We start from the raw sequence: 12,082 nt of genomic DNA on the forward strand, positions 1-12,082 counted from the left end.
GAGGATTGTTGAAGACAGTTCTCACTCTTTAGTTTTTTTGTGGTAAAATATTACAAAAAGGTGTAAGAGCGGAGGATATTATGAATTGTTGTTGCAAATGTTTTGATGAAATAGAAATTCAAGAGTTTATTAAGAGTATTGGTGAAATAGGTGACTGTGATTTTTGTGAAAACGAAAATATTGATATTTGTGAAGCAGAAGAATTAGGCATGTTTATAAGAAAAGGATTTAGTAGAGCATATGAGCATGTTGAAGGATTTTCAGGAGCAATGTGGGATTCAGAGGAGCGCAAGTACATTGGTGGTACAGGAGAAGAAGCTGGAGAATCTGTTTTTGACATTTTATATCGGACAGAAATGATTTTTTCAGAATTACATGATTCAGATAGTGCAGCCGAGTTGTTAGAACACTTAATTAGGGAGAGTGGACCTGATGAATGGGATAAAGCGGATGGAGCAGATGATCCATTAGAGGATATCTATAGTCCTTCATTTGTTACAATTAACGATTTATACAAAAGTGAAGCAACAGAAGAGTTTCATGCATGGAAAAAATTTAAGCATACCTGTAAATATTATAATAGGTATTTTGATTTAGGTAATGAACATTCTTCTAGAATGAATCTATTAAATAGTTTAAGAGGAATTTTTGAGTTGAAGAGTGAAACTATTGATAAGAATCAAAAGTTATTTAGAGCCAGGAAAATTGAAAAAACATTTACTGAATCTGAAAATATTAATTGGTATAAAGAATTAGGTCCAGCGCCGGCTAAATACGCTGCAAATAATAGAATGAGTCCATCAGGAATTTCATACATTTATTTGGCAGATAACGTCCAGACAACACTTCAAGAAATAAGAGCGGAACATGAAGATAAAATAATTTTGGGGGAATTTAGGACTAAACATGAGCTACGTGTATTAGATTTATCAAAGAAAGTTATAGTACCTAAACTAAGCATTTTTGATGAAGAATATTCTCATAATGATAATTGGCTAGAAGATTTCATATTAGATTTTACTGAAGAAATAAGTAGACCCATAAGTAACGAGGAAAAAGATATAGAATATATTGCAACACAAGTATTAGCAGAATTCATTAGAAAATTAGAATTTGATGGAATTAAATTTGAAAGTAGTTTAGTAAAAGGTACTTTTAATTATGTTTTGTTTTGTGGTCCTAATCCAAAGTTTTCTCGAGAATATTATGATTTTGATTATTTTGAATACAGAGATTTAGAGTTACCATACTTTAATGAATGGTTATTACTTGATAATGTTACTGAAAATCAAATATATCAAGAAACGTCTTTGAAACTTCTTAATGAATATAAAGAAATTGAACATTTAAAAGAATTTAGTTTAAAGACCGGCTCAAGTAGTAAAATATTCGCAAAATTTACAGAAGCCTTAGGATATATAAAGGAATTAGAGGAATATTTAAAACTAACATATAATGTAGAGAATATTAATTTGGAGATGGAAATTGAAGGATTTATAAAAGAATATCCTTCAAAAGGAACAGGATATATTATCCTAGTCCAGCAGGGATTTCATTTTATAAATATTACGATCAAAAGGAATTTACCCTTCTGGGAAGATCAACAGTCTAAGCAGTTAGATTTTATAGATAAAGAAAAAGAAAAATCGTTTTTTGGAGATAGTTCGCCATCAATTATAGATTGGGATAAATTCCCCTTTTAACTATTAGAATGATAAATTGTGAATTGAAGGTGCAATCAATGAAAAAAATTATCTCAAACATAATGGGAGAAGTAATACTATCCTATCAAGAAAATGGTTATCAAGAGGTGTTAGATACTTTTGCAGAGTCTGACTATATAAATATAGCAACATTTAATATAAATTCTTTTATTAGTCACAGTTATTTAATTCATGGTTTAAGAGAAATTGATGTATCAACGCCTGTAACGTTAATATTAAATGTTCCAGAAGGAGATTATCACAGAAAAATAAACTATATTTTAAGGCTGCTAGAGAGAGAACGTTTTGGGAATTTGAATGTATATTTTAACTTTTCTAATCACGCTAAACTTATAATGACTAATAAAATTGCTTACATAGGATCTCAAAATTTTTCGGACGCTAGTCGAAATAATTATGAATTAGGCGTTCTGGTTCGTGAATCAGAACAAGTACAAAAAATAGATTCAGAAATTTTTGGGGAGTTAAAAAAAAACTCTGTTCTCTATTCTACATCTGAATATAATGTGAGAATGGAAGAATTATCATCTCTTTTAAATGATTCAATTAAAGGGATAAGGCAGCAAATCTTTACTGTATATGGTGATGGATATCCTGTTTCTGAACAAGAAATATTAGACATACATCAAGCATACTTTGATAAAAATAAATGGAGAAATTTCGAAGAACTATTTGAAAATTTCGGATAATTAATTAATGAAATTATAGATAGATATCAAGCAGAATTAAATAAAGAAATAATCCAGTCACATATGAATCAATTAAATATATCGATTCATCGATTCATTTCAGAACTAGAGGGGTTAAGTAAATTCTCTAGATTTAAAGAAGAATCGATGATGTGGAATAAATTTCATGAAAATGATACTGGTGATAACATAGATGAACAACTTGAGGAAGCGTTAAGTCGAGTTAGAGAATTTAAAGAAGATGAATTTCACCATCTAGAGTATTTAACTAATGTTTTGGTTGGTTTATTTGATAGTATTGAGGAACAAATTCAGAACGTTTTGGATAGAATCTATGAAATAAGAGAAGATATGATTTCAAGAACTTTGCTTTATAATGAGGCTTTCATCAGGGACCGAGGTTGAAATATAAATTTAGGAAGGTTGTTGCAAATGAAGTTGTATAAGGGGATTGATTATTTACAGGTGAGTAGCGAAGATTTATTAGAATATGAAAAAATTAGAGATTCTGAACTACTTCATCCTACAGCAACTGGTATGTTAAAGGGTGTAAGAATTAATAAATTTCATGAGTATCCTAAATCAGTTAGACATAACAAACATTTATTCCCTAATAATTATTTAGATATTGTCGAATTGAAACAACATGATAGAATACGCATATTGGCAGCTGATTTTGAAAATTTATTAGATACTAATCCGAATGAACAAGCTATTTTAAATTTTATTAATGATCATGAAAACTACTTAATTATTGCTTCATTATTTACATATTACAATTTCGGACATCATGAAGCATATTTATTTAAAGAGTTTTCTTTAAATACTCAGTATAGAACAGATTACCTTTTAGTTGGTAAGGGATCTGGTGGTTATGAATTTGTATTTATCGAGTTAGAAAGTCCTTCAAATGATCCTTTTAAAAATAAGGGTACTGAATTAAGTCAATATTATCAGAATGGTATTAATCAAGTTAAGAGTTGGGAACGTTTTTTAGAACAACAATTTTCGAGTTTACAACCAAAATTTCTAGAAGCTAAAAAAAAGGATACTAATTTGCCAAGTGAGTTTATAAATAATGATAGTAGTCGAAGACATTATATAGTGGTAGCGGGAAGAAGAGAGCATTATGAAACTAATCCAGACTACTCCTATTCTATAAGGAGGTACGAAGAGAAGAGCGCTAGAATAAAATTATTACATTATGATAACCTGATTGACTTAACGCAAAATTTAGTTGGTAAAAATACATTCTAAATTGAAAGTTTTAATCAATCTTTTTTATAAAAGCTAAATCTACTCAAAACTAAACCTACACATTTTGATCAATCTTTTTTCAAAATGTGTAGGTTTCTTCTATTTATAAAATCAACGTTTGCAGCCCGCTTTTAATCAATCTTTATTCCAAACCAACATTATATGTCGGTTTTAAATAAAGTTGCGATGTTTATAAAAAAGATACGATGTTTAAAATAAATTCGCGACGGTTGTAAAAAAATGCGATGAAATGCCCCTTTAGATTATTTGTCTAAAGGGGTGTTTTTTATGTCTAAACGAGCAAGAACATCTAAAGTCGAAAAATGGGTTAAAGAAGGTCGAGATTCTGTTATCGGTTCAGAGTATAAACCTTGGTTAAACATTCAAGATGTATCTTCACAAGGTCGGTCCACGCGTTTAAGAGGCATTAAAACTAATAGACAACATGAATTTTTATCAGATTTGGAATGAAACCACTTCTATCTAACTAAATGTTCTGATTTTGTTATTGATATTCAAGAGTAAATACCTTTACTACCGTTGGAAGAAACAATTGTCATTACAGATGAGTTAGGTATTAAATATCCTATAGATCCAAAAACACATGAGCCAGTTGTGATGACAACGGATTTTTTGCACCCGTCGATGAGAGCAAAGAACCAGCACTAAAAACTTATTCATCTGACGATAAGAATAATTAAAACAGTAAAGGAAGCCATTCTTGTTCAGATATCCAAATAGACTCGCCACAGAGGGAGGGTAGGCTAGTGTCTTGGAAGACGGAAAAATGAATATGGAGCAAACACAAAAGATTGAGAAGGAAGAGGAAGACATGTCATCTCCACTAGGGACACCAATCACAGGGCACATTCTTCCACTGCTGGTGCTTTACTTCAAGAAAGATAAATATATCTGATATATAACTAATAGAAAGGATTTAATAAGGACCTAACTTTTTTTGGAAATTAATCATTAATGTTCAGGAATATTGAGGAAGAAGAGGAGGAGTTTCTGATAAAATTAAAATTATATAAAAAGTTTTGAAATTTAGAGAGGTGTATGTTACTTGAAAAGAAGCGTGTTATATATTGAAGATAATGAGGATATAGGCAGTTGGGTAAAAGGAGAATTGGAACATCGAGGATTTTCAGTTCAGTGGCTGCTTTCTGGCGAAGGAGCCGAAAAAGAAGTAAAGCAGCATGAAATAGTTATCCTGGATATCATGTTACCCGGTTTAGACGGATTTACTGTGGGAAAACGATTAAAAAAGGTAGCTCCTGCTGTTCCAATATTACTGTTATCTGCTAGAACATCAATACATGATAAGGTCGATGGTTTACAATTTGCTGATGACTATTTAACGAAACCATTCCATACGGATGAATTAGTAGCTAGATTAGAAGTATTGATCCGTCGAAACGGTGGTATAGATTTCAAACGAATTGTATTAGGAAATCATATTGAAGTAGATCCAAAATCTAAAATGGTATGTGACAAGCACACAGGAGAAGAAATAATATTGACAGGGAAACAACATCAAATTTTAATGTATTTTTTAAGTCACCCTAATCAAGTGTTACCAAAAGAACAAATTTATGAAGCGATTTGGAACGAAATTTACATACCTGGTGATAAAACATTAATGGTGCATATCAGTCGACTTCGTCAAAAATTGGAGCGATATCCAAATTCCCCGGAGATTATTGAAACGTTGAAGGGAATAGGCTATCGGGTGAAACTATGAAACAGAATAGATCCTTATTTCGCCGTTTTCTAATTGGACATTTTCTATTTATCTTTTTACCTCTAATTCTGCTTTCTACCATCGTTCCGGTTGGTGATTTTTCTGGTACCAAGGAAGAAAATCTGAATACGTTAAATCTGTTTTACTTTACCGTACTTTTGTTTGGTTTTATTATTGTCGCATTTGTTGTAATATCTTGGCTGTTCTTCTTGAGACTTCGTAAACGTCTCACCCGCTTACAGGAAGTCATGTCATTTTCAGCTAATGATAATTCATTTCCAAAACCAATATCTGTTCAAACGGATCGTATGGATGAAATAGACCAGTTAGGAAGTTCTTTTAATTGGATGATTCAGCAGCTTGAAGATAGTCGCAAGCGAGAATATGAAGAGGAGTTATTACGCCATCGACTCATTGCGAATTTATCTCACGACTTACGAACGCCACTTACCATTTTGAGAGGACATATCACCAGATTAAATAAAGAATCAATGAGTTTTGAAGGGCAAGACTCATTAGCAGAGATGAACCATACGATTACAAGAGTCGGAGATCTAATGGATGATTTACTTTCCTATACAGTGCTTACATCAGGGAAACACCCTTTTCACCCTACTTCAACAGATATTGTCCGATTAGTAAGAGCATCTGTCGCTGAGTGGTATCCTGCATTTGAAGAAAAAGAAATTCAGTTAGATGTTGATTTACCAACAGAGAAGACTTTTTATTGGGAAGCAGATCCTAAATGGATGACACGAGTTCTAGATAATTTATTTCAGAATATTCTTCGCCATGCGGCAGAGGGTAAATATACAAACATTGTGGTTGATGTAGAAAAAGAACTGATCATTGTTGCAGACAGAGGTCCAGGTATGGATAACTCTTCCTATGAGGGTGGGGCGGGTATTGGTTTATCGGCTTCAAATTATATGTTGAAAAAAATGAAGTTGAAAGCTGACTTTATATCAAATGAAAATGGTACAAGAGTAGCTATTGGTAGAGCTTAACCTAAAGTTAACCCAGAAGTAAACAGCAAGATAACCGAGATTTAACTTTGCTTTTTTATAATTAGAACCATAACAGAAAGGGAGTGTTGTGGTTGCTTACGATTAATAACTTAGTCAAACATCGCGGAACTCAAGAAATCTTATCAGGTATCAGTTTTAAAGCTAGACCAGGTAGAGTAACTGGTTTTTTAGGTCCCAATGGAGCAGGTAAAAGTTCTACACTTCGCATCCTGCTTGGATTAGATCGTGCCACCTCAGGGAGTGCACTAATTAATGGAAAGCCATTCGCAGAATTACATAATCCTCTAGCAACAGTAGGTGCCGCACTTGATGGATTTGGAGCTCATCGTATGCGAACAGGACGTGCACATTTGCGCTGGATTGCTCGTGCCTCAGGATTATCTCGCTCACGTGTCGAGGAAGTTCTAGAAATAGTAGGTCTTACGAATGTAGCTGGTAAAAGAATTGGTCATTATTCCTTGGGCATGGGGAGAAGACTTGGAATGGCAGCTGCACTACTTGGTGATCCAAAAATATTGATTTTAGATGAACCTGTAAACGGGCTCGACCCAGAAGGAATTCGTTGGATTCGGACATTTTTACGTGAACGCGCTGAGTCTGGAAACACGGTGTTACTATCCAGTCATCTAATGGGAGAGCTTGAAGAGACTGTTGATGATGTGGTGATTATTAATCATGGAAAAATCGTTGCAAATGGAACATTGAAAGAAGTAATAGGTAATCATTCCACGCTGGAGGAAGCCTTTTTTGCCCTGACATCTGAAAATGCAGGTGATGTTGTATGAGAGTATTTAACGCGGAACTATCTAAATTGTTCTCCCTGCCGGGTATTTGGCTTGCCTTTCTTATTGGAGCATTTGCCCCAGCGGTCATTGCTGCCTTGGACAGTACAGCACAAAAAGAGAACATTATAGCTGGAGCTAGCACACGTCTATCGGAAGTTGGCTATATTGGTTTAGGTCTTGGTGTGCAAGGTGTCATTATTCTTGGTGTGCTTGCTGTCAGCAGTGAGTATTTGACAGAGAGCAGTGAATCTGGTGGAGGGAATCAGATTACAACGAGTTTAACCGTTGTTTCATCCCGTTTCCACTTTTTGCTGGCAAAAGCAAGTGCAGTGACAGTGATCAGCATACTGCTTTCCATTGTTGCTATTCTAACAACTGTGTCAGCAACAAATCTTATTCTTGGTGAATACGCCCCTGCATTTGAAGCATCTAGACTGATCGGCGCGGTTTGTTACTGGATATTTACTGCTCTTTTAGCATTTGGGATTACGGTTCTAACTAAGAATGGCATTATCCCGCTTACTGTGCTCATGATAAATTCATCTGTTGTGACAGTCTCTTACCTCCTTACTAAGGTTACAAAATTAGGGTTTTACTTACCAGATATAGCTGGCCTTAATATGTTTATGTTTACTGACGACAGATTTCACACCCCATTCACAGGTGGTTTAATAATGTTTGCTTGGGTAGCTGTTCTTTTCATTGTCGCAGCAATAGTATTCCTTAGGAGGGACGTTGCATCATGAGTGTCTCTTCTAGTAGAAAGATAACACTAATCCTTGGTGCTGAACTGGAAAAAATAGTTACATTACCATTGGTATGGCTCACTCTTATGGGGACACTCATTCTAAATTTAGTTTTAGTAGCAGCTTTTACTTCTGCTGGTCTACAAGGGGCAGCAGGAACGCAAAGTATACTGGAAATAGGACTTGCTTCTATGCGATATCTTCAAGCAGGGTTCGTTATTCTAGGTATCTTAGCTACTTGTTCAGAGTATACGGGTGGACAGATTCGAACTACTTTAACTACGATCCCTTGGCGAGGGTTTCAACTATCCACGAAGCATTTAGCTTTGGCAATTGTAACCATTCCTATGGCGTTTATTATTGCTGCATCAGGTGTACTATATGCTTTTATTATGATGAGAGACACAGCATTAGTGATTGAAATAGACGCTATGATAAAAACTTTAGTAGGTGCAACCGGCTATCTAACATTAACCACCCTTCTCAGTGCAGCTATAGGTATTCTATTCAGACGAACCACTCCTGCTTTAGTGGTACTGCTTGGTCATTATTTCATTGTCAGTCCATTATTGAGAGATTACATACCTAGTATTAAAAATTATTTTCCGGATACGGCAGGATATTATATGTATATGCCGCCTTCCTCTGATGAAATAAATGTCCTTACACCAATGCAAGGGACAGGTGTTTCAATGTTATGGACACTAATCTTTATTACAGTAGCTATTGTATTTTACCGTAAACGAGATGCCTAAGTTTAGGTTTCACCATTTATACAAAATAATGAAATTATAAATATAGTTGTTTAACATTTACAATGAAGTTGTTTGAAAACTTTGATTTACTTGTTCAATTAACGGGCCAGATTGTTGCATAAGAAAGGGGAGTTTCTGATCTTATTAAGAACAAATAAAAGCGATATTTGGTTATATTTCATAATACTTCATGTTCTGTGGTGCATCAGAGAATTATGGTTAGTCCAATATTTAGATATGATGGATTCTATTCCAAGAGCTATAACATCAGCCATTATTAAAATAGTCATTTGGGTCTTTCCTGTAATATTTTTAGTTAAATTATGGAAAAAGGTATTCCGTTATCCTATTTAGGATTACGTCATAACTTTAAAAAGGGATTAAAATGGGTAGGTTGGGTGTCTTTGGTTTTCATATTCTATTTAATTTTTAATCTAACTGTTTTAAAAAATGATATTGATTTTCAAATAGGGTTTAATGAGTGGCTTAATACAATTCTGTTAGTTGGAATTACTGAGGAAATTGTCTTTAGAGGTTTTTTATTAAGAAAATTAATGGATTCTTATAAGTTCTGGATAGCAAATATAATTACAGCCTTACTCTTTGTATCGATTCATTTTCCTATTTGGTTTTATAAAGGTCTGTTTGAATTCCCATATATTCTAGGTTCCATATTAACAGTTTTTGTATTGGGTATTCTATTTGGATTTATATATAAGAAAAGTAACTCACTTTGGTCAGTAATTATTATTCATTCTTTGTATAATTTATTAGTGTCATTGTTCTACTAATGGGCGCAATTGTGAAGCAACACTTTAGAAAATGATCAAATTTTATTTTAAATCTACAGAAAATCGTGTGTTTGAAATAAAGTTTAACCGTTTTGAAAAAAGATTAACTGTTTATAAAAAAGTTGTACCGTTTTACCCCTTTAGATTTTTTTGTCTAAAGGGGTGTTTTTATGTCCAAAAGAAGAAGAACATCTGAAGCGGAATAAATCTTATATTAATACTTAAATTGCATAAAGAAAATATTTCCTATAAAATGATAATTATCAAAAATCTTGTCATTTTAAGAGAGAAGGGTGTTCACCCATGAAGAAAAAATTACTTAAGTTTTTATCTTACGGATATGGATACTCCACTGCTGTTTTTTTCTAGAAGTCTTTTCAAGGGTGAAGTGTGTCTAAATTTGACTTTCTAGGCAAAACTGCAGAAAAATCTTTTAAGTAGCGAGGTAAATAAATGGAAAACGAAAAAATCACAAGAAAAAACCCAACAAGTATGCCTGCACCAGTTGGCAATTACACACATATTACAAAAATTCCAAGGAATGCAGAGTTATATGTGACATCAGGCCAAATCGGTGTAGATCGAAATGGACAATTTCCACAAACTATGAATGAACAAGTAAGTAATACGTTTATCAATATAAAAACAGTGATGGAATCTGAAGGGTTAAGTGCTGAAAATATTATAAAAGTGAACATATGGGCTACTGAGCAAATAGATTGGGAGTTCTTAGATTCAGAGTGGGAACAATTATTTAGTAATGATTATCCGGCAATGACGATTGGATATATTGCTGAGTTAGGCTTACCTGAGATAAAAATTGAAATAGAAATTTGGGCAGCTAAAGTATAAAGTTCAAACACACTTCATCAAAACCATGGAGCATCTAAAACCAGATGATTCCATGGTTTTTAATATGAGCCTATTTTAAGCAATCAGGCTTGATTGTGGAAGAGGGTAGAAAATAATCACACTTTTCATAAAAATGTATACTGATTCACAAGAAAAGAATCGATCTTTTTTCAAAATGGAGTTTTTCTATTTGTTATTAAATAATGGAGAAGAGCACGTTTTAATCAAACTTTATTCCAAACCAACAAAAGTGTCGCTTTGTAAAAAATATTGATGAAAATTGCCTCTTTAGTTATTCTGAACTGAACCCTGAATAGGGCACTTTTTTAAGTGTCTGCTATTCGGGGTTCTGTTCATTTTTGTTAACTAAGCACGAATCAGTCTTAGTGTAAGACACTTTCGTAAAATTATTTTATATATAAACTCACCAAATGGTCGCTTCAGGTGTGTTATAAGTGAAAGGAGTTGATAGGTGTTGCAACAATCAGTTTGGTCGACTGAACTAGATATAGAGAGAATTGTTGATACATATGGCAATATGCTATTTAGATTATGTCTTGTTATGCTATGCAACGAGCATGATGCGGAGGATGCTGTACAAGACACTTTCATTAAATATTTAACTAAATCCCCGAATTTTTACGATGTAGAACATGAGAAAGCATGGTTGATTACTATTACCGCTAATCGCTGCAAGAATATGAGAAGGTACAATATTATTCGTAAGCATATGGATATCAATGATTTGCAACTATATTGTAAGGATGAAGAAAACTATGGTTTGCTCGATAATCTTATGAAATTGCCCAATAAACATAAGATTGTATTATTACTTCATTATGTAGAAGGCTATAAAGTAGATGAAATAGCAAAAATACTTAACATTACTACGTCAGCAGTAAAAAAGCGATTACAACGTGGAAGAGAGCTTATTCGAGAAAGATATCGAAAGGAGAATGAATGATGGACTTTGATAAGGTTAAGCAGGCTGTTAATTCGATTGAAATGTCAAAAACGATGAAAAATCGTGTGAAACAGAATTGCAGTATTATAGAAAAGGAAAAATCGGGACAATTAAATTTAAAAAAGTGGATTTCTGTAGCATGTGCATTTGGAATGTTATTAGCAATAATGATAAGCATTCCATTTTTCAATATGAATGGAGACCCAAAAGGTGCAAATTTTACAATCACAGCATATGCAGACAGTAATGATAATCATCAGCTTAATACAAATCTTTCATCAGAAAAAGCTACTTTTGAATTATCAACTGAAGAAGGAACAAAAGGTGTAGGGGGAGCCGGACTTAATTTAATTTTTACAAATGTTTTGCTAAAGCTAACTGGAAAAGAGATCGACTCAATCACTTATACCATAAACAAAGGGATGTTTGTAGAAGAGGTTACACTTACAGCTAAAGAGAAAGAAGATATGGATTGGTTATTATCAGAAAAGATATTTATTATTTCTGGTGAGCCAGATTCAGATATATATCAAGGTATAAAGGAAATCGGGAATACCTACACAGTTAAGTATCATGAACAGGATAAATATGAATATACACTTGGACTTCCTCATGATGATTGGGTAGTAGAGGATGACGTTATAATCAACGCAATTGTAAAATATACAGATGGAAGCTCTGAACAACAAAATATTGTTGTAACGCAAGAAGCAAATTCTATTTCATTAGCGCTTAAATAAATTATGA

At 33.3% G+C, this 12,082-nt stretch carries 14 protein-coding genes and 1 pseudogene; all 15 read left to right on the top strand.

The window, feature by feature from the left end:
- Positions 1 to 80: 80 nt before the first annotated feature.
- The gene (locus AC3II9_RS14175) at positions 81 to 1,703 is read left to right on the top strand and encodes an RES family NAD+ phosphorylase (protein WP_489156423.1); all 1,623 of its coding nucleotides are present in this window, start codon (positions 81 to 83) and stop codon (positions 1,701 to 1,703) included.
- Between the two features lie 38 nt (positions 1,704 to 1,741).
- A complete protein-coding gene (locus tag AC3II9_RS14180; protein WP_489156424.1) occupies positions 1,742 to 2,413 on the top strand; it encodes a phospholipase D-like domain-containing protein in 672 nt (223 codons plus the stop codon).
- Positions 2,414 to 2,563: 150 nt separating this feature from the next.
- Positions 2,564 to 2,818 (top strand): hypothetical protein, encoded by a 255-nt coding sequence (locus AC3II9_RS14185; protein ID WP_489156426.1) that lies wholly within the window; start codon positions 2,564 to 2,566, stop codon positions 2,816 to 2,818.
- Positions 2,819 to 2,845: 27 nt separating this feature from the next.
- The gene (locus AC3II9_RS14190) at positions 2,846 to 3,670 is read left to right on the top strand and encodes a Shedu anti-phage system protein SduA domain-containing protein (protein ID WP_489156427.1); all 825 of its coding nucleotides are present in this window, start codon (positions 2,846 to 2,848) and stop codon (positions 3,668 to 3,670) included.
- Between the two features lie 288 nt (positions 3,671 to 3,958).
- Positions 3,959 to 4,306: pseudogene (locus AC3II9_RS14195) on the top strand (PDDEXK family nuclease); the annotation flags it as partial.
- A gap of 136 nt (positions 4,307 to 4,442) precedes the next feature.
- Positions 4,443 to 4,586, top strand: coding sequence for a hypothetical protein (locus tag AC3II9_RS14200; RefSeq protein ID WP_489156429.1), 144 nt, complete (start codon positions 4,443 to 4,445; stop codon positions 4,584 to 4,586).
- 150 nt (positions 4,587 to 4,736) lie between these two features.
- Positions 4,737 to 5,414 carry a response regulator transcription factor gene (locus AC3II9_RS14205; RefSeq protein WP_489156431.1) on the top strand — a complete coding sequence of 226 codons (678 nt, stop codon included), beginning with the start codon at positions 4,737 to 4,739 and terminating at the stop codon, positions 5,412 to 5,414.
- Complete coding sequence (locus tag AC3II9_RS14210) at positions 5,411 to 6,421, top strand: sensor histidine kinase (RefSeq protein WP_489156433.1); 1,011 nt, start codon at positions 5,411 to 5,413, stop codon at positions 6,419 to 6,421. The genes AC3II9_RS14205 and AC3II9_RS14210 overlap by 4 nt, the downstream gene beginning before the upstream one ends.
- Positions 6,422 to 6,504: 83 nt before the next feature.
- Entirely contained in the window at positions 6,505 to 7,227 is a 723-nt protein-coding gene (locus tag AC3II9_RS14215) for an ABC transporter ATP-binding protein (RefSeq protein ID WP_489156435.1), read from the top strand.
- A gap of 26 nt (positions 7,228 to 7,253) precedes the next feature.
- On the top strand, positions 7,254 to 7,973 hold the full coding sequence (locus tag AC3II9_RS14220; RefSeq protein ID WP_489156436.1) for an ABC transporter permease: 720 nt from the start codon (positions 7,254 to 7,256) through the stop codon (positions 7,971 to 7,973).
- A complete protein-coding gene (locus tag AC3II9_RS14225; protein WP_489156437.1) occupies positions 7,970 to 8,728 on the top strand; it encodes an ABC transporter permease in 759 nt (252 codons plus the stop codon). Before AC3II9_RS14220 ends, AC3II9_RS14225 begins: the two co-directional genes overlap by 4 nt.
- A gap of 323 nt (positions 8,729 to 9,051) precedes the next feature.
- A complete protein-coding gene (locus AC3II9_RS14230) occupies positions 9,052 to 9,519 on the top strand; it encodes a CPBP family intramembrane glutamic endopeptidase (RefSeq protein ID WP_489156438.1) in 468 nt (155 codons plus the stop codon).
- Positions 9,520 to 9,972: 453 nt separating this feature from the next.
- Positions 9,973 to 10,371, top strand: coding sequence for a RidA family protein (locus tag AC3II9_RS14235; protein ID WP_489156439.1), 399 nt, complete (start codon positions 9,973 to 9,975; stop codon positions 10,369 to 10,371).
- A 472-nt stretch (positions 10,372 to 10,843) separates the two neighbouring features.
- Entirely contained in the window at positions 10,844 to 11,335 is a 492-nt protein-coding gene (locus AC3II9_RS14240) for an RNA polymerase sigma factor (protein ID WP_489156441.1), read from the top strand.
- A complete protein-coding gene (locus AC3II9_RS14245; protein WP_489156443.1) occupies positions 11,335 to 12,075 on the top strand; it encodes a hypothetical protein in 741 nt (246 codons plus the stop codon). Before AC3II9_RS14240 ends, AC3II9_RS14245 begins: the two co-directional genes overlap by 1 nt.
- The last annotated feature ends 7 nt before the right edge of the window (positions 12,076 to 12,082 follow it).

It is taken from the genome of Lysinibacillus sp. RU7 (assembly GCF_057837305.1).

Excerpts from the sequence above, each read along its gene's own strand:
- AC3II9_RS14245 (WP_489156443.1), top strand. The coding sequence starts at position 11,335 with ATGGACTTTGATAAGGTTAAGCAGGCTGTTAATTCGATTGAAATGTCA.
- AC3II9_RS14185 (WP_489156426.1), top strand. The coding sequence starts at position 2,564 with ATGTGGAATAAATTTCATGAAAATGATACTGGTGATAACATAGATGAA.
- AC3II9_RS14175 (WP_489156423.1), top strand. The coding sequence starts at position 81 with ATGAATTGTTGTTGCAAATGTTTTGATGAAATAGAAATTCAAGAGTTT.
- AC3II9_RS14210 (WP_489156433.1), top strand. The coding sequence starts at position 5,411 with ATGAAACAGAATAGATCCTTATTTCGCCGTTTTCTAATTGGACATTTT.
- AC3II9_RS14235 (WP_489156439.1), top strand. The coding sequence starts at position 9,973 with ATGGAAAACGAAAAAATCACAAGAAAAAACCCAACAAGTATGCCTGCA.
- AC3II9_RS14230 (WP_489156438.1), top strand. The coding sequence starts at position 9,052 with ATGGAAAAAGGTATTCCGTTATCCTATTTAGGATTACGTCATAACTTT.
- AC3II9_RS14190 (WP_489156427.1), top strand. The coding sequence starts at position 2,846 with ATGAAGTTGTATAAGGGGATTGATTATTTACAGGTGAGTAGCGAAGAT.
- AC3II9_RS14225 (WP_489156437.1), top strand. The coding sequence starts at position 7,970 with ATGAGTGTCTCTTCTAGTAGAAAGATAACACTAATCCTTGGTGCTGAA.
- AC3II9_RS14180 (WP_489156424.1), top strand. The coding sequence starts at position 1,742 with ATGAAAAAAATTATCTCAAACATAATGGGAGAAGTAATACTATCCTAT.